This window comes from Streptomyces paradoxus, from assembly GCF_014202475.1.
Lineage (GTDB): Bacteria > Actinomycetota > Actinomycetes > Streptomycetales > Streptomycetaceae > Streptomyces > Streptomyces paradoxus.
Window position 1 is genome coordinate 574,892 of the sequence record NZ_JACHGV010000001.1, and the last position, 23,592, is coordinate 598,483.

The following is a 23,592-nucleotide window of genomic DNA, read 5'->3' on the forward strand; positions in this document are numbered from 1 at the left end:
GAAGGGCCTCCTCACGTTTGCGGGGTCGTCAGCACTTCTCCCTCAGGGAGTGCAGGTGCGCGCTGGAGCGGCGCGCGAACGTGAAGGACTCGGCGGGGTTGTCGTGCTCGGCCTGCCAGTGGTGGGCCATGCGGTGGCCGCGCAGCCGGGTCACCGCGGAGATGAACCGCTGGTAGTCGATGTCGCCGTCGCCGACGTCCGTCATGCGGTAGCCGTACGGGTTCGACGGGTCGCTCTCGCCGTCCTTCACGTGGAAGAGGGGGTAGCGGTCGGGCTGCCGCAGGACGTAGTTCAGCGGCTCGAAGGGCGCGGGCGTGCCGTCGGGCCGCTTGGAGAAGCGGAACTGGCCGACGTACGCCCAGTAGATGTCCATCTCCAGGTACACCAGGTTGGGGTCGGTCTCCTTGAGCAGGATGTCGTAGAGGCGGACCTTGGGGTTGTCGGTGGCGAAGGAGAACTCCTCGGAGTGGTTGTGCTGGTAGAACTTCATGCCCCGGGCCTTCGCCGCCGCGCCGTACGTGTTGAAGTCCTCGGCGGCGCGCTTCCAGGCGTCGACGGTCGAGCCGTAGCGGAACGGGCCGGCGGCCGTGCCGATGTGCTTGAGGCCGAGGGCCTGGGCGTCGTCGAGGACCTTGGTGAGGTTCTGGGCGAAGGTGTAGGCGTTCGGGTCGGCGGAGTAGTAGCCGACGTGGCTGCCGATCGGGTTCAGGCCGTGGTTTCGGGCCAGCCGCTTGAGCTGGGCGAGGGTGATGGGGCCCGCTGAGCCCTGGGTGTAACCGGCGAACTCGACCTCGTCGTAGCCGTATCGCTCCAGTTCGGCGAAGACGGGGCCGAAGCCGAGCGTGGAGACCTTGTCGCGCAGGCTGTACAGCTGGATGCCGAGGCGGCCGGGCGGCAGGACGGGGCGGCCGCGGCCCTTGGCGCCGGACGCGGGGCCGGTGGATGCCGTCGCGGGAGCGGCGGTCGCGGGGGCCGCGGCGCCGAGCAGGGCGGCGGCGGTGGCGCCGGCGGCCACGCCGAGCATGCCTCGTCTGCTGAGGCGGTGGCCGAGCTCGGGGTCGGGCTGGGAGAAGCGGCTCATGCGTGGAACTCCTCGTGATCGCGGGGCGTTGTCAGTGGTGAGTGCTTCACTTGTGACCAGTCGGGACCGAGGGCTGTGACCTCAGGTCAGACCGGCGAGTCGGAGCAGCAGTGACTTCACATCGGTGGCCGCGACGCGGTCTCCGACAGCACGGGGGGTGGAGCAGATGAGGAGCGGACCGTCGTCGTCGCTCTGCGGAAGGCGGCCGTGGCTGCCGCGAATAGGTGAGGGGTCCAGGGGCACGACCGCCATGCGGTAGCGCATGCCGAGCTTCTTGCGCGCCAGTGCGGTGGCCGCCTTGACCTTGATGTAGGGGTCGAGGGGATCCATGAAGAGTTCGACCGGGTCGTAGCCGGGTTTGCGGTGGATCTCGACGAGTTGCGCGAAGTCGGGCGCGAGGTCGTCATCGAGCCAGTAGTAGTACGTGAACCAGGCGTCGGGTTCCGCCACGGCGACGAGTTCGCCCGCGCGCGGATGGTCGAGGTGATGGGTCTTCTTGCCCTCGTCGTCGAGGAGTTGCTCGATGCCGGGCAGGCCGTCCAGGGCGGCGCGGGTGGCGTCGAGGTCCTCGGGGCGGCGCACGTAGACATGGGCGATCTGATGGTCGGCGACCGCGAAGGCGCGGGACGCCATCGGGTCGAGGTACTCCATGCCGTCCTGTGTGTGCACCTCCAGCAGGCCGGCGCGGCGCAGGGCGCGGTTGATGTCGACGTGCCGGTTCACGCGGGTGATGCCGTACTCGGACAGTGCGACGACGGTTCGGCCCTCGGCGCGGGCGTCGTCCAGCAGCGGGGCCAGGGCGGCGTCCAGGTCGGCGGCCGCCTTCAGGGAGCGCGGGTCGTCGGGGCCGAAGCGCTGCAGGTCGTAGTCGAGATGAGGGAGGTAGCAGAGCGTCAGGTCGGGGCGCCGGGTGCGCATGATGTGGCGGGTCGCGTCGATGATCCACCGGCTGGAGACGAGGTCGGCTCCGGGACCCCAGAAGTGGAACAGGGGGAACGTACCGAGCTTCCCGGTGAGTTCGTCGTGCAGTGCGGCCGGCCGGGTGTAGCAGTCGGGTTCCTTGCGGCCGTCGGCGTAGTAGACCGGACGGGGGGTGACGGTGATGTCGGTGTCGGCGCCCATGGCGTACCACCAGCAGATGTTCGCGACGGTGTAGCCGGGGTGGGCGCGGCGGGCTGCGTCCCAGAGCTTGTCGCCGGCCACGAGGCCGTTGTGCTGGCGCCACAGGAGGACATCGCCGAGTTCGCGGAAGTACCAGCCGTTGCCGACGATGCCGTGCTCCGAGGGCATGGTGCCGGTGAGGAAGGTGGACTGGGCGGCGCAGGTGACGGCGGGCAGGACGGTGCCGAGCGCGGCGCGGGAGCCGGACCGGCCGAGGGCCTTGAGGTGGGGCATGTGGTCGAGGAGACGGGGGGTGAGGCCGACGACGTCGAGGACGAGAAGCGGGGTGGGGCGGTCCGTGGCGGCCGGGTCAGGGCGCTCATGGGTGCCGGTGCTCATGGCAGCTCCTTCAGGCCGAGGTCGGTCAGCAGGTCGCGGGCGAGGGTGAGTTCGGCGGCGATGCCCTCGGCGAGCTGGGTGCGGCTCTTGGGGCGCGACTCGGGCGGGAGGGCCTGCCAGGTGTAGGTCTCGACCTCCAGGTGGCGGGTGAGGGGGGCCGGGCCGCCGACGAGCCGGGTCAGTGTGGATTTCAGCACCGGGAGGGTGGAGGTGAGGGGCGCGGCGGGGGCGGCGTGCAGCGGGACGTGGAAGTGGGCGCGCCAGGGTGAGGCGTCCGGCAGGGCGTGTCCGGCGAGGGCCTCGTCGAGGTCGTCCGTGGCGCGCAGACCGGCCGCGGTGGCGGTGCGGGTCTGGTGCAGGAAGCGGGGTTCGGCGAAGGCGGCGAGGGCCTCGCGGACCTCGGGGAGATGGGGGTGTTCGGCGTGCAGGGCGGCGGAGAGCTGGGATTTGACGACGCGGAGGCGGGCCTCGGTGAGGGCGTCGAAGGCGGCGTGCGGATCTTCGAAGGAGGTGGCGAGATGACAGGTGTCGACGCAGATGCCGATGCGGTCGTGGCCGATCGCGGTGAGCGGGGCGATGGCGTCGCGGGTGGTCTCGACGACGCAGCCGGGTTCCGGTTCCAGGCCGACGCGGATGGAGCGGCCGGTCAGCTCCTCGATGGCGTCGAGGCGTTCGGCGAGGGTGCGCAGCGCGGTGCGGGCGGTGTCCGCGCGGTCGTCGTCGTACGCGGTGCGCCAGGCGAGGGGCAACGTGGAGATGGTCCCGTCGGTGACGTCGTCGGGGAGGAGCCCGGCGAGGACGCGGGCCAGGGCGGTGGTGTGGTCGAGGCGTTCCGGGTCGGCCCAGTCCGGCTTGTAGACGCGGTACTTGACCTCCTCGGCACCGAAGCCCTCATAGGGGAAGCCGTTGAGGGTGACGACCTCCAGGCCGCGCCGGTCCAGCTCCGTGCGCAGCCCGCGCAGTGCGGAGGGGTCGGTGACGAGGGCCTGGGCGGCGTCCTTCGCCAGCCACAGCCCGATGCCGAGCCGGTCGCGGCCCAGGCGGCGGCGGACGGGTTCGCAGTGGTCGCGGAGTTGGGCGAGGACGCCCTCGAGGGTTTCGGCGGGGTGGACGTTGGTGCAGTAGGCGAGGTGGACGGTGGAGCCGTCGGGGTGCCGGAAGCGCATGGCTCACGCCTCCACGGGGGTCACCCGGGCCGGTGTGCCGGGGCCGGCGTCCGGCTCGTGCGGATCCCGCGGGGCGCCGCGCAGGATGGAGTTCCCCTCGTGGGTGGCGTCCGTGCCGGTGACGTCGAGGTTCAGGCGGCCGCTGAGCCCGTAGAAAGCGACCGGGTTGCGCCACAGCACCTGGTCGACGGTGTCCTCGTCGAAGCCCTCGGCCAGCATCAGGTCGCCGACCTTGCGGGTCTTGAGCGGGTCGCTCTTTCCCCAGTCGGCGGCGGAGTTGACCAGGACCTGCTCGGGGCCGTAGGCGCGCAGGATCGCGACCATCCGCTCCTCGTCCATCTTGGTGTCGGGATAGACGGAGAAGCCCAGCCAGCAGCCGCTGTCCCGGGCCTCTTTGACGGTGGTCTCGTTGAGGTGGTCGACGAGCACGCGGTCCGCGGGCAGGGCGGACTCCCGGACGGCGTCGAGGGTGCGGCGCAGCCCGGCGAGCTTGTCGCGGTGGGGGGTGTGCACGAGGGCGGGCAGTCCGTGGTCGGCTGCGAGCTGGAGCTGCGCGGCGAGGGCGGTGTCCTCCGCTGGGGTCATGGAGTCGTAGCCGATCTCCCCGACGGCCACGACGTTGTCCTTGACGAGATAGCGGGGCAGCTCGTCGAGGACGGGCGTGCAGCGCGGGTCGTTCGCCTCCTTGGGGTTGAGGGCGATCGTGCAGTGGTGGGCGATGCCGTACTGGGCGGCGCGGAAGGGTTCCCAGCCGAGGAGGGAGTCGAAGTAGTCACGGAAGGAGGCGGGCGAGGTCCTGGGCTGGCCCAGCCAGAAGGAGGGCTCGACGACGGCACGCACACCGGCGGCGTACATGGCCTCGTAGTCGTCGGTGGTCCGGGACGTCATGTGGATGTGGGGGTCGAAGATGCGCATCAGGACTCCTTGCCGTGGGGGTGGTCCGCGCCGGGGACCGGCGTGGCGGACTCGGTCAGGTCCAGGACGCGGTGCAGGTCCTCGGGGACGGAGCGGCCGGCGGCGGTGCGTTCGGCGGCGTAGTCGGCCAGCATGCGGGCGAGTTCGCCGTCGCCGGCGGCGCGCCGGGGCAGGTCCGACACGTGGTCGACGGGGACTCCGGTGAACAGGCACTTCAGCACGGCGTGACGCCAGGCGTGGGCTGTGAGGTGCCGGGCGGCGTAGGGGCCGACGGCGGCGCTGAGGAGCCGGGTGTCGTTGGTGCGCAGGGCGTCCTCGATCAGCGGGAGAGCGCCCGGGCCGGACACGAGGTGGGGCAGGGCGTGCAGCACGGCTCGGCGCTCGTCGGCGGTGCCCTGGAAGTACACCCGGGTCAGGGCGTCGGTGCCGGCCCGGGCCGCGGCGAGGATCAGGACCCGTGCGGCGTCGGCGTGTGCGGGGCCGCAGCGCCGGCCGGCTTCGGCGAGCCGCAGCTCCCAGACGGAGATGGGCCCGTGGAGGCCGGGGTGGGCGGCGGCCTCGTCCAGGGCGTGGTCGAGCCAGGTGCGGGCTGGTGGGTCCAGGTGGGTGGCGAGGTGGCGGCGGAGATCGGTGAGTGAGGGGCGGGTGGAGGCGGTGTCAGGGGAGGGTTCGCCGGTGTGGGTTCTGGTGCTCGGGGTGTCCGGGGCGCTCTCGGTTCTCGCCGCTGGTGTGGTGCGGGGGTGGCTCATCTGCTGCTCCCTTCAGGGGCGGTGGAGGGAGCGCCGTGGGGTGGCGCGGTCTGCTGGGAGGCCTGAGCGGGGCTGGGCGGCGCGGTGGCCGCGGTCCGCTCGGCGTGGCGGAGGAACGGCAGGGAGTGCGCGGCGAAGTGCGGGCCGGCGTGCGAGTGACGGGGCAGTTCGACGACGGTCAGGCCCTGGTATCCGGTGGCGGCGAGGGCCGCGAGGACCGGCGGGAAGTCGATCTCCCCCTCCCCGAACGGGAGGTGCTCGTGGACGCCGCGCCGCATGTCCTCGATCTGGACGTGCCGCAGCCAGGGGGCGGCGGCCCGCACGCAGTCGGCGGGAGAGAGGGGTTCGAGGCACTGACAGTGGCCGATGTCCAGGGTGAGGCCGAGAGGGCCGGGGTCGCCGAGGGCCCGGCGGAGGTGGTGGAAGTCGGCCAGGGTGGCGAGGAGGTGGCCCGGCTCGGGTTCGACGGCGAGCGGGATGCCCGCGGAGGCGGCGGCGTCCAGGACGGGAGCGAGGGAATCGGCGAGGCGCTTCCACGCGGTGTCGGTGCCGGTCCCTTCCGGCACGATCCCGCTGAAGCAGTGCACCGCGTGGGCGCCGAGGTCGGCGGCGACCCGGACGGCCCGGGCGAGCAGGTCGGTGCGGCGGGCCCGGTCGTCGGGGTCGGGGTCCAGCAGGGACGGGCCGTGCTTGCGTCGGGGGTCGAGCACATAGCGGGCTCCCGTCTCGACGGTGACGCCCAGCCCGAGCGCGTCCAGCCGCCGCGCGACCCGGCGGGTGCGGGCGGCGAGATCGGGGGCGAGCGGGTCGAGGTGCATGTGGTCGAGGGTCAGTCCGACGCCGTCGTAGCCCAGGTCGGCGAGGAGCGACAGGGCATCGTCGAGCCGCAGATCGGCGAGACCGTTGGTGCCGTAGCCGAAGCGGAGGGAAGGGAGGACACCGGGCGGGGTGGCGGTAGTGGCGGTGTGGGGCGAGGCGGCGGTCCGGACGGTGGGGGCGGTCGGGGCAGTGGACTGCGTGCCGAGGGCGTCCGAGGCCCCGGCCCGGCGGCTCTCCGAAGAAGCCCGGGCAGTTTCGGGGCTCATGTGACGCTCACCTTCTTCGCGAACCTCGCTCCGAGCGGGGCCAGGGCCGCGATGAGGAGGGCAGTGGCCGTGCCCCGGGAGCGGGCGGCCAGGGTGGCCTGGAGGGGGATGGTGGCGCGGATGCCCGCGCCGACAGCGCGCTGGGTGAGGGGAGGTGAGGGGTTCAGGGCGGCGTGGAAGTAGGGGCGGGCGGCCGTCGCCGCGTAGGCCGCTCCGAGGGTGGTGGAGAGCAGCGCCGCGCACTCCTGCTCGGGGTGCCGGACTGCCCGGGGGCCCGCCGGCCCGGGGGCCGTCCCCTGCCGGCGGCCTCGCGTCGGCAGGGCGGTGCGGCGTGTCACCTGGCGGGTCAGCAGGGCCGTCGCCGCGAGGGCCGCCAGGGGGGCCAGGGGTGAGCCGCCCCGGGCCTCCTGGCGGGAGACCGTGGTGACGGCCAGGGTGTGGGTGCCGAGGAGGGCCGCGGAGGGCAGGGCGGGGCGGGCATGGCCCGTCGTGGCCGCCGCTCCCAGGAGCAGGTCGAGGCCGCGGGCCGCGCCCATGGCCACGGGCCCGGCGGGCGTGTGCTTCAGGCCGAGGTCGTACGCCCAGACGGTTGCCGCAAGGGGCGCGGCGACGGCCAGGGCCGGGCGGCCCGCGCGGGCGGCCAGGGCCAGTCCGGCGCCGGTGAGGGCACAGGCCGCCGTGAGTGCTGCGGCGGGCCGGACGCGGCCGGAGGGCAGGGGGCGGTGCGGGCGCTCGACGGCGTCGACGTCGCGGTCCGCCCAGTCGTTGAGGGCCATGCCGGCTTCGTAGAGACAGAGGGAGGAACCGATGGCGAGCAGAGTGCGGGAGCCGGGTGGCGAACCGGTGGCGGCCGCGCCGGCCAAGGCGTCTCCGGGGACGCTGAACAGGGCGGGCAGACGCAGGAGTTCGACCCAGGCGCGGCGACGCCGCGAGCGGCCTGCACAGGCGCAGGGGGCCGTGCCGTCGGCGGTGCCGCCCTCCGTGCCCTTGGCCGTGCGACCGGCTGGGGTGTCGGCGATGCCTGGAGGGGCGGCGTCCCTCGACGCGCCGTCGAGGCATCCGCAGGAGCTCCGGCGCAGCGTCACAGTGCTCCCCCCGTCTCCCCGGTGTCCCCCACCGGCGGCGCGCCACCGCCCTCTGCATCGGGCCGCCCGAGGCTCCGCCCGAACCGGACCAGTTCGTCGTACTGCTCGGACAGTCCCGCGGGCCCTTCCCCCACCGGGTCCTTGAAGTAGAAGCCGAGGGCGCCGAGCGGGCCGGACACTCCCGCCTCGTGGGCGCGGGCGGTCAGGCGGGCCAGGTCCAGTACCAGGGGTGCCGCGAGTGCCGAGTCGCAGCCCTGCCAGATGGTCTGGAGGATCATGCGGGTGCCGAGGAAGCCGTCGAAGGCGATGTGGTCCCAGGCGGTCTTCCAGTCGCCGAGGGACGGGACGTCGTCGATGTGCACCTCGCCCTCGGGGACGGTGCCGAGGGTGTCGGCGAGGACGCGTTCCTTGCCGGCGTTCTTCGCCGCCGCGGCGGCCGGGTCGGCGAGGGCCGCGCCGTCTCCGCCGCCGAGCAGGTTCGTGCCGGACCAGGACCGGACCCTCAGCGCCCGCTGCGCGAACATCGGGCCGAGCACGGCCCGCAGCAGCGTCTGCCCGGTCTTGCCGTCCCGGCCGGCGTACGGCAGGCCGCTGTGTCCGGCCTCGCGGGCGGCGACGGGGTGGTGCATGCCCTCGGAGGGGGTGAAGTTGACGTAGGGGCAGCCGGCGCGCAGGGCCGCCAGCGCGTACAGGGTGCTGGCCGGCAGTGGGGCGCCGGGCCCCTGGGAGGCGGGTTCGGTGGAGGCGACGTTCACCACCACGGCGCGTTCCAGTGCGTGGCGGTGCACGAAGTCGCGGATGTCGTCGGTGAAGGCCGTGATCAGTTCGGCTTCGCTCCGGGTGTCTCCCGGTGTGGGGCCGCCGGGTCTGATCTCCCGGTCGGCGGCTTCGAGTTCGGCCGCGACGGCGGTGGCGACGCCCGGGGGGAGGACACCGCCGGCGGTGAGGGTCTCGGCGCGTTTGGGCAGGGGGCAGTCGAGGGTGTCGTGACCGCCGAAGACGAGGTCGGACAGCGCGGGCAGGCCGCTGCCGGTGAACGCCGGGGTCTCGGTCACCATGCCGGTGGGCGGGTGCAGTCCCGCGGTGACGGCGGCGCACCCCGTGACGACGGTGGTGGCGACGGAGCCTCTGGCTCCGATCAGCCACACCCCCACACGCGGTCGGGAGAGGGACGCGGACATGGGCAGCCTCCTGATCGTGCGCGAGCCCCGGGGGGAGGTACGGAGACGGCGGGCGGGGGTCCGGCGTCCCCCGCCCGCCGCCGTTCACTGGCCCTGGACGGGCAGTTCCTTGAGCTGGATGTTGCGGAAGGAGACCTTGTCGGCGGCGCCGTGGTTCTGCAGGCCGATGTAGCCGTCGGTCAGGCTCCGCTGGGGGTCCTTGTTGGTGAAGTCGTTGATCTTGACTCCGTTGAGGAACACCTGGAGGCGTTCGCCCTGGACCTTGATCTCGTAGGAGTTCCACTGGCCGGGCGGCCGCAGAACCTGGTCACGGGCCTTGATGTCGGCCGACTTGAAGGAGTAGACGGAGCCCGTGGTGCGGTCGGCCGCGTCCGTGGCGTCGATCTGGATCTCGTAGCCCTTGTTCACCGCGGACCAGGGGTCGTCGGAGGCGGGGAAGCCCACGAAGATCCCGGAGTTGTCGTCGCCCCGCATCTTCCAGTCGAGCTTGAGCGAGTACGACTTCAGCTCCTTGGCCTGGTACCAGAGCAGGCCCATGCCGCCCTCGGACTCCATCACGCCGTCCTTGACGGTGAACTTGCCGGGGCCGGCCTGCTTCCAGCCGTCCAGGGTCTGGCCGTTGAAGATCTTCCGGTAGTCCTTGCCCGGCTTGCAGTCCGCCTTGACCTGGCCGGTGGCGTACTGGAGGCCGCCGAGCAGGTGGGCGCGGAAGGCCTCTTCGGCGTAGGACTCCTTGGTGTGGCCGCCGCCGGTGTAGAAGGAGCGGCCGCCGCCGTAGCTCTGGCACCAGGCGATCGGGTGGTCGCCCTTCATGCTGCCGCCCTGGTAGGTGGTCTCGTCCAGGGTGGCGAGGACCTTGGCCTGCTCACGGGGGTTGGTGCGGTAGTTGTACCACTCGTCGGTGCGCTCCCAGGCGTCGCCGAGGTGCCCGGTGGACGGGTGGTCGTGGTCCTCGACGCGGACGGTGGCCTTCTGGATGGCCGGGTGCGAGTCGAAGTAGGCGCCGACGAGGCCGCCGTAGAACTCCCAGTCGTACTCGGTGTCGGCTGCGGCGTGGATGCCCATGTAACCGCCGCCACCCGCGACGTAGTTCTCGAACGCCTTCTGCTGCTCGGCGTTCAGCACGTCGCCGGTCGTGGACAGGAAGGCCACCGCGTCGTACTTGGCGAGGTTGGCCGTGGTGAACTGCCTGGCCTCCTCGGTGGCGTCGACCGTGATGCCGGCCGGGCCGCCGAGTTCCTTCAGCGCGGCGATGCCGGCGGGGATGGAGTCGTGGCGGAAGCCCGCGGTCTTGGAGAAGACCAGGACCTTCTTGCCGCCCTTGAACGGCTGCTTGGAGAACTCGAAGTCGTCCACGTCGAACAGCGCGCCCTCGCCGCCCTTGAAGACGAGGTAGATGTCCGTGGTCTTCTTCGGCAGCGACCGCAGGGGCACGTCGACGTTCTGGAACGTCTCCCAGCCGCCGGTCGGCGGGATGTAGGCCGAGCCGTGCAGCGGCCCGTCGGGCGAGCCGGTGCGCAGCTCTACGAAGCCGCCCGCGCCGCCGGAGGAGGCCCGCACGGTCATCTTCTTCTGCCCGTCGAACCGGTAGGGAGTGAAGGAGATCCAGTCGCCGTCGTTGATGTCGCCGACGGTCTTGCCGCCGTTGGCGCCGGTCTTGGTGATGATCGACACGCCCGACTGGGTGGTGAAGTGCTCGCCCTGGCGGTGCAGCGGCTGGAGGACGGTGCGGGCGGTGCCGGTCAGGGCCTCCTGGCCGTTGGCTCCGCCGTCGGTGTAGCCGGCGCCGACGACGCCGTAGATGTTGGCGTTGGGGTCGTGGCCGCCGTCACCGGGGGGCGGTGTCAGGGTGCCCTCGCAGCCCATCTCGCTGGTCAGCTCGTGGGCGTGGGAGTCGTGGCCGAGGCTGTAGGTGACCTTGACCTTGGAGCAGTCGACGGTCTCCTCGGGGTCGGTGACGGTCACCTTGAACGGGACGGGCTTGCCGAACTCGGCCAGCGCGCCGTTGCCCGGGATGTCGATCCTCACCTTGGGCTCGGTGTTGCCGACCACGATCCGGATGCTGGCGTTGCCGGTGTTGCCCTCGGGGTCCTTGGCGGTGACGGTGGCACTGTAGGTGCCGACCTTCTTGTAGCGGTGGGTGGGGTTGAGGCCCTCGCCCTTGGTGCCGTCGCCGAAGTCCCAGCTGTAGGTGAGGTTCGTGGAGTCGGCGTCCTTGGCGGAGGCGGTGAACTTCACCTTCAGGCCGGCCGCGCCGGAGGTCTTGTCGGCGCTCACCTCGGCGATCGGCGAGAAGCCGTCCTCGGCGTTCTCGATCCGGTAGAGGGCGGAGTTCTCGTCGCCCTGGAACCAGGAGACGCCGTAGTCGAGGACGTAGAGGGCGCCGTCGGGGCCGAACTCCATGTCCATGATCTGGGTGCCGGTCCACGGGAAGTCGTTGATCTTCGCGACGGAGCCGTCCGCGTTCTGCTTGATGCGCTTGATCCAGCGGCGGCCGAACTCACCGGCGAAGAAGTCACCGTCGTAGGCCTCGGGGAACTTCACGCTGGAGTCGAGGCCGGGGTCGTAGCGGTAGACCGGGCCGGCCATCGGTGACTCGGAGCCGCTGCCGAACTCGGGCAGGGATCCGCCGTCGTACGGGATCCAGGCGGCCTGGGCGGGCGGCAGGTCGGTGAGGCCCGTGTTGTACGGCGAGGTGTTCTTCGGGGCGGCGCAGTCGAACGGCTCGCCGGACTCCTTGGTGGCGAAGTCGTAGTCGACGTAGGCGTCGTTGTCACCGGTGCAGAAGGGCCAGCCGAAGTTGGCGGGCTTGGTCACCTTGGCGAACTCGACCTGCCCTCCGGGGCCGCGCTTGGGGTCGGCGGCGCCGGCGTCCGGGCCGTAGTCGCCGACGTAGAGGGTGCCCGTCTTGTCGTCGACGCTCATCCGGAACGGGTTGCGGAAGCCCATCGCGTAGATCTCGGGGCGGGTCTTCTCGGTGCCGGGGGCGAAGAGGTTGCCCTCCGGGACCGTGTACGAGCCGTCCTCGGCGACCCTGATGCGCAGGATCTTGCCGCGCAGGTCGTTGGTGTTGGCGGAGCTGCGGCGGGCGTCGAAGGCCGGGTTGCGGTTCGGCCGGTCGTCGATCGGCGTGAAGCCGTCGGACGCGAAGGGGTTGGTGTCGTCGCCGGTCGACAGGTAGAGGTTGCCGTCCGCGTCGAAGTCGATGTCGCCGCCGACGTGGCAGCAGATGCCCCGGGAGGCCGCGACGTCCAGGACCTTCTTCTCGCTGGCCATGTTCAGCGTGCCGTTGGCGTTGAGCACGAAGCGGGAGAGGCGGTTGACGCCGTCGAACTTCTTGAAGTCCTCGGCGGTGCCGGTGTCCGGGGCGTCGCCCGCGGGGGTGTCGAGCGGCGGGGCGTAGTAGAGGTAGATCGCCCGGTTGTTCTTGAAGTCCGGGTCGATGCCGACGCCCTGGAGGCCTTCCTCGTCGTGGCTGTAGACGGGGATCTTGCCGGCGACCTTGGTGACGCCGCCCTGGTCGGTGAGGCGCAGCGTGCCGTCGCGCGAGGTGTGCAGCACGCTGCGGTCCGGGAGCACGGCGAGCGACATCGGCTCGCCCGTCTCGGGCTCGCCCTTGGCGAGCGGCACCTGCTGGAACTGGCCCTCGGCGGCTGCCGGTTCGTCGTGCTCCGGGTGGCCGGGGTGGGCGCCGGCGACGGTGGCCGGGGTGCCCACGGCGAGGAGCAGGCCGGTGAACAGGGCGACGGTGGTGCGGAGCCTGGGCCGTCTGGGGGTGCGGGCGCTTGTGGGTCTGGTTCTGTGCACGAAGTCCCTCCGGGAACGGGGTGGGCCGTACGGGTGGGTGCGAAGACGTGCGGTGCGGGCGCCGGGGTGCGCCGTCACCCCGGAGGTGCGTGTGTCCTGAACACATCAAGGACGGTAACCGCGTCCGTCCGGGGCGAACACCCCTTGCGACAGACTCGGCCGGACTTTCTCCCTGCACGGGACAAAGCGGGATCCGTGCAGGTCGGAGGGGGGACCGGCGGTGCTGCCGGTCCCCGTCCCCGACCTGCGCCGGGTGCGTGGTTCAGCTGTTGAACGCGGCGTCGAAGGACGCGCTGGGCGGCTCGAAGTCAAAGGCCTTCAGCCGGGTCAGTGCCTCGGGCGCCCCCTGCAGCCGGTCCATGCCGGCGTCCTCCCACTCGACGGAGACCGGGCCCTGGTAGCCGATGGAGCGCAGCATCCGGAAGACGTCCTCCCACGGGACGTCGCCGTGCCCGGCGGAGACGAAGTCCCAGCCGCGCCGCGGGTCGCCCCAGGGCAGGTGGGAACCGAGCCGGCCGTTGCGCCCGTCGAGGCGTTTGCGGGCCTCCTTGCAGTCGACGTGGTAGATCCGGTCACGGAAGTCCCAGAGGAAGCCGACCGGGTCGAGGTCCTGCCACACGAAGTGCGAAGGGTCGAAGTTCAGCCCGAAGGCGGGCCGGTGGCCGACCGCTTCCAGCGCGCGCTGGGTCGTCCAGTAGTCGTAGGCGATCTCGCTGGGGTGCACCTCGTGCGCGAACCGCACGCCCTCGGCGTCGAAGACGTCCAGGATCGGGTTCCAGCGGTCGGCGAAGTCCTGGTAGCCCCGCTCGATCATCGCCTCGGGGGCGGGCGGGAACATGGCGACCAGGTGCCAGATGGCGGAGCCGGTGAAGCCGATGACGGTGTCGACACCGAAGGCGGCAGCGGCCCGGGCGGTGTCCTTCATGCGGTCCGCCGCCCGCTGCCGGACACCTTCCGGGTCTCCGTCGCCCCACACCGGCCCCGGCAGGATGGCCCGGTGGCGTTCGTCGATGATGGCGTCGCAGACGGCCTGGCCGACCAGATGGTTCGAGATCGCCCAGCACTTCAGGCCGTACTTGTCGAGAAGGGCGTGCCGGCCGTCGAGGTACCCCGGGTCGGAAAGCGCCTTGTCGACCTCGAAGTGGTCACCCCAGCAGGCGAGTTCGAGACCGTCGTAGCCGAAGTCGCGGGCCAGGCGGCAGACCTCCTCCAGGGGCAGGTCCGCCCACTGGCCGGTGAAGAGCGTGAAAGTGCGCGGCATCGAAAGGGGCCTCCTCAGACCGCGATGGGCGTGTAGACGGAGTTCTTCTCGGCGCTCTCCTCCACCGCCGCGAGCACGCGCTGCACCTGCAGCCCGTCGGCGAAGGAGGGTTCGGGGCGGCGGCCCTCGGCGATGGCGTGGACGAGGTCGCGGGCCTGGTGGACGAAGGTGTGCTCGTAGCCGAGGCCGTGGCCCGGCGGCCACCAGGCGTCCAGGTAGGGGTGGTCGGGTTCGGTGACGAGGATGCGGCGGAAGCCGGCCTCGGCGCCGGGCTCGGTGCCGTCGTGGAAGGACAGCTCGTTGAGCCGCTCAAGATCGAAGGCGAGCGAGCCGCGCTCGCCGTTGAGTTCGATGCGCAGGGCGTTCTTGCGGCCGGTGGCGTAGCGGGTGGCCTCGAAGGAGGCCAGGGCGCCGGAGGGGAAGCGGGCCGTGAACAGGGCCGCGTCGTCCACGGTGACCTGGCCGGTGCCGGCCGACGTGACGGCGGACAGCCCGCTGGTCGCGCCGGTGGGCAGGGGCCTCTCCCGTACGAAGGTCTCGGTCAGCGCGGAGACGCCCGCCAGCGGCTCCCCCACCAAGTACTGGGCGAGGTCCACGATGTGCGCGCCCAGGTCGCCCAGCGAGCCCGAGCCGGCCTGCTCCCTGCGCAGCCGCCAGGTCAGCGGGAACGCGGGGTCGACCAGCCAGTCCTGGAGGTACGTCACCCGCACGTGCCGCAGCCTGCCCAGGCGGCCCTCGGCGACCATGCGGCGGGCCTGGGCGGTGGCGGGCACCCGGCGGTAGTTGAAGCCGACCATCGCCACCTGGCCGCGTGCGTGCGCCTCCTCGGCCGCCAGCACCATCGAGGTGGCTTCCTCGACGGTGTTGGCGAGGGGCTTCTCGCACAGCACGTGCTTGCCCGCGGCCAGGGCAGCCAGGGCGATCTCGGCGTGGCTGTCGCCAGGAGTGCAGATGTCGACGAGGTCGACGTCGTCCCGTTCGACGAGGGCGCGCCAGTCGGTCTCGGTGGAGGCCCAGCCGTGCCGGTCGGCCGCCGCGCGGACGGCGGCGGCGTCCCGGCCGCAGATCACGGCCTGCACGGGGTTCAGCGGCAGGTCGAAGACGCGGCCCGCGGTGCGCCAGCCCTGGGAGTGGGCGGCGCCCATGAAGGCGTAGCCCACCATCCCCACGCGCAGGGGTGGCTTGCCTGCCTCGGTCCCCTCCGGCTGCTCCTGCGGCTGTCCCATACGGGTGTCCTCCTCGTCCTGGTCGGGGTGGCGCACGTGGGGGGTGCGGGGCGGCTCACTTGAAGCCGGTGGACATGTACTGGTCGACGTTGGTCTTGTCGACGACGGCCGAGTAGAGCGTGAGCGACGACGGGATCTCGAACTCGGCGAGGCCTCCGATGCCCTTGCTCTGGCCGAGGGCACGGGCGAGGTCGATCGCGGAGGCGGCCATGGTCGGCGGGTACAGCACGGTCGCCTTGAGCACGCCGTCGTCCTGCTTGATGGCCTGGAACGCGGAGAGCGCACCGGCGCCGCCGACCATCAGGAAGTCGTCGCGCCCGGCCTGCTCGATGGCGCGCAGCGCGCCCACGCCCTGGTCGTCGTCGTGGTTCCACAGCGCGTCGAACTTCGACTGGGCCTGGAGCAGTTGGGCCATCTTGGCCTGCCCGGACTCGACGGTGAACTCGGCGGCCTGCCGGGCGACCTTCTTGATGTTCGGGTAGTTCTTCAGGGCGTCGTCGAAGCCCTGGGTGCGCTGCTTGGTGAGCTCCAGGTTGTCCAGGCCCGCCAGTTCGATGACGCGGGCGCCGGACTTGCCCTTGAGCTTCTCGCCGATGTAGTGCCCGGCGTTGAGGCCCATGCCGTAGTTGTCGCCGCCGATCCAGCAGCGGTAGGCCTGCGGGGTGTTGAAGATCCGGTCGAGGTTGACGACCGGGATACCGGCGCGCATCGCCTTCAGGCCGACCTGGGTGAGGGCCTTGCCGTCGGCGGGCAGCACGACCAGGACGTCGACCTTCTTGTTGATGAGGGTCTCGATCTGGCCGATCTGCTGGGCGGTGTCGTTGGAGCCCTCGGTGATCTCCAGGGTGACGTCGGAGTACTTCTCGGCGCGGCTCTTGGCGTTGTCGTTGATGGCGTTGAGCCAGCCGTGGTCGGCCTGCGGTCCGGCGAAGCCGATGGTGACCTGCTTGCCGGGCTTGTCGTCGGCCACCGGCTGGTCCTTGCCGGCCGGTTCGTCCCCGGAGTCGGACGGTTCGTTGCTCGTGCACCCCGTGAGGAGGGCACCGGCGGAGACGGCGGCGGCCCCGAAGAGCAGCCCTCTGCGGCTCGTGATCTCTGGCATGGCGGGGAACCCTTTCCTCAGGTCGTGCTCGCGGTACGGCGCTGGACCAGCACGGCGGCGACGATGATCGCGCCCTTGGCGATCTGCTGGACGTCGCTCTGCAGGTTGTTCAGGGCGAAGATGTTGGTGATCGTGGTGAAGATCAGGACGCCGAGGACCGAGCCGACGATGGTGCCCCGGCCGCCGGTGAGCAGGGTGCCGCCGATGATCGCGGCGGCGATGGCGTCGAGTTCGTAGAGGTTGCCGTTGGTGTTCTGGCCGGAGCCGGCCAGGACGATCAGCAGGAAGGCCGCGATGCCGCAGCACAGCCCGGACAGCAGGTAGAGGTAGAGCCGCTGGCGGCGGACGTCGATGCCGGCGAGCCGGGCGGCCTCCGGGTTGCCGCCGACGGCGACGGTACGGCGTCCGAAGGTGGTGCGGTTGAGCACCAGCCAGCCGATGACCGTGACGACGGCGAACACCATGACCAGCGGCGGGACGCCGAGGACGTAGGCGTCGCGCTCCCCCAGGTCGAGGACGGACGGCACGGTGACGATCTGCGTCTTGCCGTCGGTGATCTGCAGGGCGAGGCCGCGGGCCGAGGCCAGCATGGCGAGGGTGGCGATGAACGGCACCATCGCGCCGTAGGCGATGAGCACCCCGTTGACCAGGCCGCAGCCGACTCCGACGATCACCGCCGTGAAGAGGATGCCGGCGAAGCCGTACTCCTGGGTGGCGACGGTGGTGGCCCACACGGAGGCGAGGGCGACGATCGCGCCGACCGACAGGTCGATGCCGCCGGAGATGATGACGAAGGTCATGCCGACGGTGACGACGCCGATGACGGACGCCTGGGTGAGGACGAGTTGCAGGTTGCGGCTGTCGAGGAACTCGTCGGGCTTGGTGATGCCGCCGATGAGGATCAGCGCGGCGAGTACGCCGAGCAGGGACAGCGTGCGGACGTCGGCGCGGGCCGGCAGGCCGCGCCAGGCGGGGGGCCGGGCCTGGGGCACCTTGTCGGTGCTGCTGTCCCGGGGCGGGGAGACGGGCTGCGTCATGACGCCGGGCTTCCTTCCATGACCAGGTCGAGTACGCGGTGTTCGTCGAGTTCGCGCGCGGGTGCCGTGTGGACGACACGGCCCTCGCGCAGCACCAGGACGCGGTCGGCGAGGCCGAGCACCTCGGGCACCTCGCTGGAGACCAGCAGCACGGCGAGGCCCTCGTCGGCGAGCCGGCGGATGACCGCGTAGAGCTCGGCGCGGGCTCCGACGTCGACGCCGCGGGTGGGTTCGTCGAGCAGCAGCACCTTGCAGCCGCGCAGCAGCCAGCGGGCGAGGACCGCCTTCTGCTGGTTGCCGCCGGACAGGGTGCGCACGGGCACGGACGGGTTGTCGGGCCGCAGCGACAGCTCGCGGGTCGCGGCCCGGGCGGCGCCGAGTTCGGCGCCCCGGTCGATCCAGCCGGCGCGGGAGAAGCGGGACATGGAGGAGACCGACACGTTGCGGGTGACGGACTCCAGCATCAGCAGTCCCTGCGCCTTGCGTTCCTCGGGGGCGAGCCCGAGTCCGGCCCGGACGGCGGCCCGTACGCTGCCGGGCTTCAGGGCCTTGCCGCCGACCCGCACCTGACCGGTCGTCGGTTTGCGGGCGCCGTAGACGGTCTCCAGGATCTCGGAGCGGCCCGAGCCGACGAGTCCGGCCAGGCCGACGATCTCGCCCGGCCGGACGTCGAGGTCGAACGGCTCGAACTCCCCTTGCCGGGACAGTCCCCGCACCGTCAGGACGGGTTCGCCGGGCGGCGGGGAGACGGGCCGGCCGGGGAAGACGTACTCGACGTTGCGGCCGGTCATCAGGGCGACGACCTCGCGGGTCGGGGTGGACTTCGCCGGGAGCCCGTTCGCGACGGCCCGGCCGTCCTTCAGCACCGTCACCCGGTCGCCGATGCGGCGGATCTCCTCCAGGCGGTGCGAGATGTAGACGACGGCGACTCCGGCGGCGGTGAGGTCGCCGACGATGCGGAAGAGGTTGTCGACCTCGTCCGGGTCGAGGGCCGCGGACGGCTCGTCCATCACGATGAGCCGCACGTCGTGGGAGAGCGCCCGCGCCATGGACACGATCTGCTGCTGCGCCGCCGACAGTTCGCCGACAAGCCGGGCCGGGTCGATCTCCGCATGCCCGAGTCGCTTGAGCAGAGCGGCCGTTGACGCCTTGGCCGCCTTGCCGCGTACGACGAACCCGGCCGCGGTCGGCTCATGTCCCAGGTGGACGTTCTCGGCGACCGACAGGTGCTCCACCAGGTCGAGTTCCTGGTAGATGGTGGCGATGCCGAGGCGCATGGCGGCGATCGGCGAGCGGAGCGTCACCTCCTCGCCCCGCCAGCGGATGGTTCCCGTGTCGGGCTGGTGGGCGCCGGCGAGGACCTTGATGAGCGTGGACTTGCCGGCCCCGTTCTGGCCGAGCAGGCAGTGCACCTCACCGGCCTGGACGTCGAGGTCGACGCCGTCGAGGGCCCGGACTCCGGGGAACGACTTGGTGATGCCGGACATGCTGAGCAGCGGTGGTTCTGGTGCCATGAGGTCCCCTTGGCGGGCGTGCGGGCCGGTTTCAGGGCAGGGCGAAGCAGAGCGCGGTGCTGGTACGCGGTACTGAACTCAGTGACTACGCAGGTGAGAAGAGATGGTCGCTGATCAGCCGGGCCCCGCCGATGACGCCGGCGGTGGGGCCCAGCTCGCCCAGGACGATGGGCAGGTTGCCGGTCGCCAGGGGCAGCGACTGGCGGTAGACCTGGGTGCGGATCGCGGCGAGCAGGGTGTGGCCGAGGCCGGTCACCCCGCCGCCGATCACCACCAGGCCCGGGTTGAAGAAGCTGACCAGGCCGGCGATGACCTGGCCGGTGCGGTTGCCGCCCTCGCGGATCAGGTCGAGGGCCGTGGCGTCACCGGCGGAGGCCGCGGCGGCGACATCGACGGCGGTGAGGCCGCCGTTCGTCTCCAGCCGCGAGGCCAGTTCGGCCGAGAGCCCCTGCTGGGCGGCTTCCACGGCGTCGCGGGCCAGGGCGGCCCCGCTGAAGTGGGCCTCCAGGCAGCCCCGGTTGCCGCAGGCGCACGGGCGGCCGTCGGGGACGGCCTGGATGTGCCCGATGTCGCCGGCGCTGCCCGTCGTACCGCGGTAGACCTCACCGCCGACGACGATGCCGCAGCCGATGCCGGTGCCGATCTTGACGCAGAGGAAGTCGGCGACGGTGCGGGCGACGCCCGCGTGCTGCTCCCCCATCGCCATGAGGTTCACGTCGTTGTCGACCATGACCGGACAGCCGAGTTCCTGGCTGAGCGCCTCCCGCACGGGGAAGCCGTCCCAGCCGGGCATGATCGGCGGTGCCACCGGGATGCCCTCGGGGAAGCGGACCGGGCCCGGGACGCCGATGCCGGCGCCGTCGAACCCTTCCGCGAGCCCGGAGGCCCTCAGTTTCGCGGCCATGGCGAGGACCTGCTCGAAGACCGCGACGGGGCCTTCGCGCACGTCCATGGGCTGGTTGAGGTGCCCGAGGGTCTCCAGCTCGGCGTTGGTGACGGCGACGTCGACCGAGGTCGCGCCGATGTCGACGCCGAGGAAGCGCAGCTCGGGGTTGAGCCGGATGTTGTGGGAACGGCGGCCACCGCGCGAGGCGGCGAGTCCGTCGGCCACGACCAGCCCCGTCTCCGGCAGCCGGTCCACCTCCACGGCCAGCTTGGACCGCGAGAGGTCGACCTGGTCGCCCAGCTGGGCGCGGGAGTTGGGGCCGCCGTCGCGCAACAGCGTGAGCAGCCGGGCCTGGTGGGCGTTCGCGGGTCGTGCGGTCATGCGTCTCACGAGCCCCTCCCCGCCTCGATCGGCCTCTGCGCGCCGGTTTTCCGCCACCTCGGTGGCGTGCTTTCGGAGGGAACGTAGCAGCGGCTGCCGGAGGTGGGAAGAAGTCGCGCAGGAATTGCCCTCTACTTTTTCCACTCAGAGGACAAAGAAGCAGTGAGGGGTGTCTCGCGCCGCGAGACGGGTGTGGGGGCGCTACGAGCGCGAACGCGCGTGGTACGACCGGCGCGTGTGCTCCGTGTGGTCGCGCATCAGCCGGGTGGCGCGCTGTTCGTCCCGGTCGGCGACCGCGGCGATCAGTTCGCGGTGCTCGATCCAGGACTGATGGCCGCGCTGCCGGGCCACCGGCGTGTAGTACCAGCGCACGCGCCGGTCGACCTGGGCGGCGAGTTCGGCGAGGACCGCGTTGCCGGCAAGCTCCATGATCTTGGCGTGGAAGCGGGCGTTCATGGCGACGGCCCCGTCCACGTCGTCGGCCTCGACGGCCTTCTCGCCCTCCGCGCACAGCGCTTCCAGGGCGGCGATGCCCGCACTGTTCGCGCCCGCCGCCGCGAGCCGGGCCGCCTCGGCCTCCAGGAGCGTACGGACCGTGAGGAGCTGGTCGGCCTCCTCCTCCGTCGGTTCGTGCACGAACGCGCCCTGGGCGGGCCGCAGATCGACCCACCCCTCGGTGTTGAGCCGCTGCAGCGCCTCGCGCACCGGCTGCCGGGAGACCCCGAGATGCCCGGCCAGTTCGCTCTCGACGAGATGCTGGCCGGGCTGCAGCGCACGGGTGGTGATGAGTTCGAGCAGTGCCTCGTAGACACGGTCGCGCAGCGGACCCGGGCGTTCCAGCTTGGGTACCGCCCCCTGGGGCAGGCCTGTCGACAGCATCGCGGTCCCCCTCCTCGGCAGGGCCGTGCACAGCGCGGCGCGAGCCGGTGTCGCCGCAGAGTCAGTATCGATTGTCTTTCGTCTACAGTCTACGGCGCACAAGAGCCAGCGTTTCGGGGAGTTGACCGCGTCACACCGCCTCGCCGCTCAGGGGCAGCGCACGACCTGCCCCGCGTACGACAGGTTCCCGCCGAAGCCGAACAGCAGCACCGGGTCGCCCGTGGCGACCGCTCCCTGCTCGATGAGCTTCGAGAAGGCCAGCGGGATGCTCGCGGCCGAGGTGTTGCCGGACTCGGTGACATCGCGCGCGACGACGGCGTTGACGGCGCCGATCTTCTCCGCGAGGGGTTCGATGATGCGCAGGTTCGCCTGGTGCAGCACGACTCCGGCGAGGTCGGCCGGCTCCAGACCGGCCCGCTCGCAGGCCCGGCGCGCTATCGGCGGCAGCTGCGTGGTGGCCCAGCGGTAGACGCTCTGCCCCTCCTGGGCGAAGCGCGGCGGGGTGCCCTCGATGCGCACCGCGTTGCCCATCTCGGGCACCGAGCCCCACAGCACCGGCCCGATGGCCGGCTCGTCGGCGGCCTCCACCACCGCGGCGCCCGCCCCGTCGCCGACGAGCACGCATGTGGTGCGGTCGCTCCAGTCGGCCACCTCGGACATCTTGTCGGCCCCGATGACCAGCACCCGGCTCGCGCCCCCCGCGCGGACGGCGTGGTCGGCGGTGGCCAGGGCGTGGGTGAAGCCGGCGCACACGACGTTGAGGTCCATGGTGGCGGCCTGCGGGATGCCCAGGCGGGCCGCGACCCGGGCGGCCATGTTGGGCGAGCGGTCGACGGCGGTGGAGGTGGCGACCAGCACCAGGTCGATGTCGGCCGGGCTCAGACCGGCGGCGGCCAGGGCCTTGGCGGCGGCGTGGGCGGCCAGTTCGTCGACCGGTTCGTCGGGGCCCGCGATGTGGCGCGTGCGGATGCCCACCCGGCTCCTGATCCACTCGTCACTGGTGTCCACCAGGCCCGCCAGGTCCTCGTTGGTGAGCACCTTGGCGGGCTGGTAGTGGCCGACGGCGGCGATGCGCGAGCCGTTCATTGGGTGGATCCCCCTCGTTGCCTTGGGTAGCGGATCCACCAGTCTGATCAGTGACTCACGGGTACGGCGGCATCCGAGGCGACAGGAAACGGGCGCCGGGGTTGTAGCTTCTGTCAGCACCTCGGACGTCGTGGCACCTGTCGACCCTTACCCGGTGAACAGTTGCGTCGCCTTTCGCACCAGTTCGTACAGCCCGTAGGCGAGCGGTACGCCGACCCACACCCAGGCGAGGGCGATCAGCCACCGCCGGTCCGGGCTAGGCGGACTCTGACTGCTGTCGCTCGACACGGGCGGCCTCCTTCGGGGCGGGGACGTGATGGCGGGGGTCGACGGGCCGGATCAGTTCGTTGGCGACGAAGCCGACGACGAGCAGCCCGATCATGATGACGAAGGACAGCCCGTACAGGGACGCGCCGTGCCGGCCCGCCTCCTCCTGCCGGTCGGCGATCCAGTTCACGATCAGCGGGCCGAGCACCCCGGCCGTGGACCAGGCGGTGAGCAGCCGCCCGTGGATGGCGCCGACCTGGTACGTACCGAACAAATCCTTCAGATAGGCCGGAACCGTGGCGAAACCCCCGCCGTAGAAGGAGAGGATGACCAGTGCGCACAGGACGAACAGCGGCTTGGAGGAGTCGCCCAAGAGGGCGATGAGGGCATACATCAGCGCGCCGACACCCAGGTAGACGCGGTAGATGTTCTTGCGGCCGATGAGGTCGGACGTCGAGGACCAGCCGATGCGTCCGGCCATGTTCGCCGCGGACAGCAGCGCGACGAAGCCGGCGGCGGCCGTCACCGACACCGGAGTGGAGGTGTCCGCGAAGAAGTCCGTGATCATCGGCGCGGCCTTCTCCAGGATGCCGATGCCGGCGGTGACGTTCATACAGAGCACGATCCACAGGCACCAGAACTGCGGGGTGCGCAGGGCCTGGTTGGCGGAGACCTGCGGGCCGGTGGGGGCTTGTCGCGCAGTTCCCCGCGCGCCTGGGGCATGACGCGGAACCCGGACCAACAGCACACCCAGCAGCATGAAGACCGCGTACGACAGCCCGTGCACGAGGAAGGCGAGCGCGATGCCGGAGCTGTCGCCGCCGAACGACTCCAGCATCTGGGCCGACCACGGCGAGGCGATGAGCGCGCCGCCGCCGAAGCCCATGATGGCGATGCCGGTGGCCATGCCGGGCCGGTCCGGGAACCACTTGATCAGCGTGGAGACGGGCGAGATGTAGCCGATGCCGAGACCGATGCCGCCGACGAAGCCGTAGCCGAACACGATGAGCCAGTACTGGTCCAGGGACGCGCCCAGCGCGGAGAGCAGGAAGCCGGAGGAGAAGCAGATCAGGGCGACGGTCATCGCCCAGCGCGGGCCCTTGCGCTCCACGAGCGTGCCGCCGAACGCGGCGGACAGGCCCAGCATGACGATGCCCAGCTGGAAGGGCAGCGCGCTCTGGGTGCCGCTGAGGCCGAGCGCGGACTCCAGGGGCGGTTTGAACACGCTCCAGGCGTAGGCCTGGCCGATGGAGAGATGGACGGAGAGAGCGGCGGGCGGAACGAGCCAGCGGCTCCAGCCCGGGGGCGCGACTGGGGGACTCATGAACCCCGGACGGTAGGGATCCGCGGGGGAGTTGAGAAGACGCGGCGTCGACCGTATGCG

The 23,592-nt window shown here is 71.8% G+C and carries 19 protein-coding genes; all 19 read right to left on the reverse strand.

Features of this window, described 5'->3' with window-relative positions; all coding sequences use genetic code 11:
• Positions 1–28: 28 nt before the first annotated feature.
• The gene (locus tag HNR57_RS02595; protein WP_184555236.1) at positions 29–1,081 is read right to left on the reverse strand and encodes a sugar phosphate isomerase/epimerase family protein; all 1,053 of its coding nucleotides are present in this window, start codon (positions 1,079–1,081) and stop codon (positions 29–31) included.
• Positions 1,082–1,162: 81 nt separating this feature from the next.
• Positions 1,163–2,581 carry an alkaline phosphatase family protein gene (locus HNR57_RS02600; RefSeq protein ID WP_184555239.1) on the reverse strand — a complete coding sequence of 473 codons (1,419 nt, stop codon included), beginning with the start codon at positions 2,579–2,581 and terminating at the stop codon, positions 1,163–1,165.
• Entirely contained in the window at positions 2,578–3,747 is a 1,170-nt protein-coding gene (eboE, locus tag HNR57_RS02605) for a metabolite traffic protein EboE (RefSeq protein WP_184555242.1), read from the reverse strand. Before eboE ends, HNR57_RS02600 begins: the two co-directional genes overlap by 4 nt.
• Positions 3,748–3,750: 3 nt before the next feature.
• Positions 3,751–4,662 (reverse strand): TatD family hydrolase, encoded by a 912-nt coding sequence (locus tag HNR57_RS02610; protein WP_184555244.1) that lies wholly within the window; start codon positions 4,660–4,662, stop codon positions 3,751–3,753.
• Positions 4,662–5,411: an EboA domain-containing protein gene (locus tag HNR57_RS02615; RefSeq protein ID WP_184555247.1), complete on the reverse strand. Its 750-nt coding sequence runs from the start codon at positions 5,409–5,411 to the stop codon at positions 4,662–4,664. The genes HNR57_RS02610 and HNR57_RS02615 overlap by 1 nt, the downstream gene beginning before the upstream one ends.
• Positions 5,408–6,496: a sugar phosphate isomerase/epimerase family protein gene (locus HNR57_RS02620; RefSeq protein ID WP_246554153.1), complete on the reverse strand. Its 1,089-nt coding sequence runs from the start codon at positions 6,494–6,496 to the stop codon at positions 5,408–5,410. Before HNR57_RS02620 ends, HNR57_RS02615 begins: the two co-directional genes overlap by 4 nt.
• Positions 6,493–7,575, reverse strand: a complete 1,083-nt coding sequence (locus HNR57_RS02625) for an SCO3242 family prenyltransferase (RefSeq protein ID WP_184556536.1) — start codon at positions 7,573–7,575, stop codon at positions 6,493–6,495. Before HNR57_RS02625 ends, HNR57_RS02620 begins: the two co-directional genes overlap by 4 nt.
• Positions 7,576–7,577: 2 nt before the next feature.
• Entirely contained in the window at positions 7,578–8,762 is a 1,185-nt protein-coding gene (locus tag HNR57_RS02630; RefSeq protein WP_184555250.1) for an inositol-3-phosphate synthase, read from the reverse strand.
• A gap of 84 nt (positions 8,763–8,846) precedes the next feature.
• Complete coding sequence (locus tag HNR57_RS02635; protein ID WP_184555254.1) at positions 8,847–12,569, reverse strand: ThuA domain-containing protein; 3,723 nt, start codon at positions 12,567–12,569, stop codon at positions 8,847–8,849.
• Positions 12,570–12,831: 262 nt separating this feature from the next.
• A complete protein-coding gene (locus HNR57_RS02640) occupies positions 12,832–13,830 on the reverse strand; it encodes a sugar phosphate isomerase/epimerase family protein (RefSeq protein ID WP_184555256.1) in 999 nt (332 codons plus the stop codon).
• Positions 13,831–13,844: 14 nt separating this feature from the next.
• Positions 13,845–15,056 (reverse strand): Gfo/Idh/MocA family protein, encoded by a 1,212-nt coding sequence (locus HNR57_RS02645; RefSeq protein ID WP_184555258.1) that lies wholly within the window; start codon positions 15,054–15,056, stop codon positions 13,845–13,847.
• A gap of 55 nt (positions 15,057–15,111) precedes the next feature.
• Positions 15,112–16,158 carry a substrate-binding domain-containing protein gene (locus HNR57_RS02650; RefSeq protein WP_184555261.1) on the reverse strand — a complete coding sequence of 349 codons (1,047 nt, stop codon included), beginning with the start codon at positions 16,156–16,158 and terminating at the stop codon, positions 15,112–15,114.
• A gap of 17 nt (positions 16,159–16,175) precedes the next feature.
• Positions 16,176–17,195: an ABC transporter permease gene (locus HNR57_RS02655; RefSeq protein WP_184555264.1), complete on the reverse strand. Its 1,020-nt coding sequence runs from the start codon at positions 17,193–17,195 to the stop codon at positions 16,176–16,178.
• Positions 17,192–18,709, reverse strand: coding sequence for a sugar ABC transporter ATP-binding protein (locus tag HNR57_RS02660; RefSeq protein ID WP_184555267.1), 1,518 nt, complete (start codon positions 18,707–18,709; stop codon positions 17,192–17,194). Before HNR57_RS02660 ends, HNR57_RS02655 begins: the two co-directional genes overlap by 4 nt.
• 85 nt (positions 18,710–18,794) lie before the next feature.
• Positions 18,795–19,976: an ROK family protein gene (locus tag HNR57_RS02665; protein ID WP_184555270.1), complete on the reverse strand. Its 1,182-nt coding sequence runs from the start codon at positions 19,974–19,976 to the stop codon at positions 18,795–18,797.
• A 201-nt stretch (positions 19,977–20,177) separates the two neighbouring features.
• A complete protein-coding gene (locus HNR57_RS02670; protein ID WP_184555273.1) occupies positions 20,178–20,855 on the reverse strand; it encodes a GntR family transcriptional regulator in 678 nt (225 codons plus the stop codon).
• Between the two features lie 147 nt (positions 20,856–21,002).
• Entirely contained in the window at positions 21,003–21,941 is a 939-nt protein-coding gene (locus HNR57_RS02675; RefSeq protein ID WP_184555276.1) for a beta-ketoacyl-ACP synthase III, read from the reverse strand.
• A gap of 147 nt (positions 21,942–22,088) precedes the next feature.
• Positions 22,089–22,229 (reverse strand): MFS transporter small subunit, encoded by a 141-nt coding sequence (locus HNR57_RS02680; protein ID WP_167526639.1) that lies wholly within the window; start codon positions 22,227–22,229, stop codon positions 22,089–22,091.
• Positions 22,198–23,532: an OFA family MFS transporter gene (locus HNR57_RS02685; RefSeq protein WP_184555279.1), complete on the reverse strand. Its 1,335-nt coding sequence runs from the start codon at positions 23,530–23,532 to the stop codon at positions 22,198–22,200. Before HNR57_RS02685 ends, HNR57_RS02680 begins: the two co-directional genes overlap by 32 nt.
• Positions 23,533–23,592: the final 60 nt, after the last annotated feature.

Bases quoted from the DNA above. Each gene is read 5' to 3' on its own strand.
- HNR57_RS02595 (WP_184555236.1), bottom strand. From the start codon at position 1,081: ATGAGCCGCTTCTCCCAGCCCGACCCCGAGCTCGGCCACCGCCTCAGC.
- HNR57_RS02600 (WP_184555239.1), bottom strand. From the start codon at position 2,581: ATGAGCACCGGCACCCATGAGCGCCCTGACCCGGCCGCCACGGACCGC.
- eboE (WP_184555242.1), bottom strand. From the start codon at position 3,747: ATGCGCTTCCGGCACCCCGACGGCTCCACCGTCCACCTCGCCTACTGC.
- HNR57_RS02610 (WP_184555244.1), bottom strand. From the start codon at position 4,662: ATGCGCATCTTCGACCCCCACATCCACATGACGTCCCGGACCACCGAC.
- HNR57_RS02615 (WP_184555247.1), bottom strand. From the start codon at position 5,411: ATGAGCCACCCCCGCACCACACCAGCGGCGAGAACCGAGAGCGCCCCG.
- HNR57_RS02620 (WP_246554153.1), bottom strand. From the start codon at position 6,496: ATGAGCCCCGAAACTGCCCGGGCTTCTTCGGAGAGCCGCCGGGCCGGG.
- HNR57_RS02630 (WP_184555250.1), bottom strand. From the start codon at position 8,762: ATGTCCGCGTCCCTCTCCCGACCGCGTGTGGGGGTGTGGCTGATCGGA.
- HNR57_RS02640 (WP_184555256.1), bottom strand. From the start codon at position 13,830: ATGCCGCGCACTTTCACGCTCTTCACCGGCCAGTGGGCGGACCTGCCC.
- HNR57_RS02645 (WP_184555258.1), bottom strand. From the start codon at position 15,056: ATGGGACAGCCGCAGGAGCAGCCGGAGGGGACCGAGGCAGGCAAGCCA.
- HNR57_RS02650 (WP_184555261.1), bottom strand. From the start codon at position 16,158: ATGCCAGAGATCACGAGCCGCAGAGGGCTGCTCTTCGGGGCCGCCGCC.
- HNR57_RS02655 (WP_184555264.1), bottom strand. From the start codon at position 17,195: ATGACGCAGCCCGTCTCCCCGCCCCGGGACAGCAGCACCGACAAGGTG.
- HNR57_RS02660 (WP_184555267.1), bottom strand. From the start codon at position 18,709: ATGGCACCAGAACCACCGCTGCTCAGCATGTCCGGCATCACCAAGTCG.
- HNR57_RS02665 (WP_184555270.1), bottom strand. From the start codon at position 19,976: ATGACCGCACGACCCGCGAACGCCCACCAGGCCCGGCTGCTCACGCTG.
- HNR57_RS02670 (WP_184555273.1), bottom strand. From the start codon at position 20,855: ATGCTGTCGACAGGCCTGCCCCAGGGGGCGGTACCCAAGCTGGAACGC.
- HNR57_RS02675 (WP_184555276.1), bottom strand. From the start codon at position 21,941: ATGAACGGCTCGCGCATCGCCGCCGTCGGCCACTACCAGCCCGCCAAG.
- HNR57_RS02685 (WP_184555279.1), bottom strand. From the start codon at position 23,532: ATGAGTCCCCCAGTCGCGCCCCCGGGCTGGAGCCGCTGGCTCGTTCCG.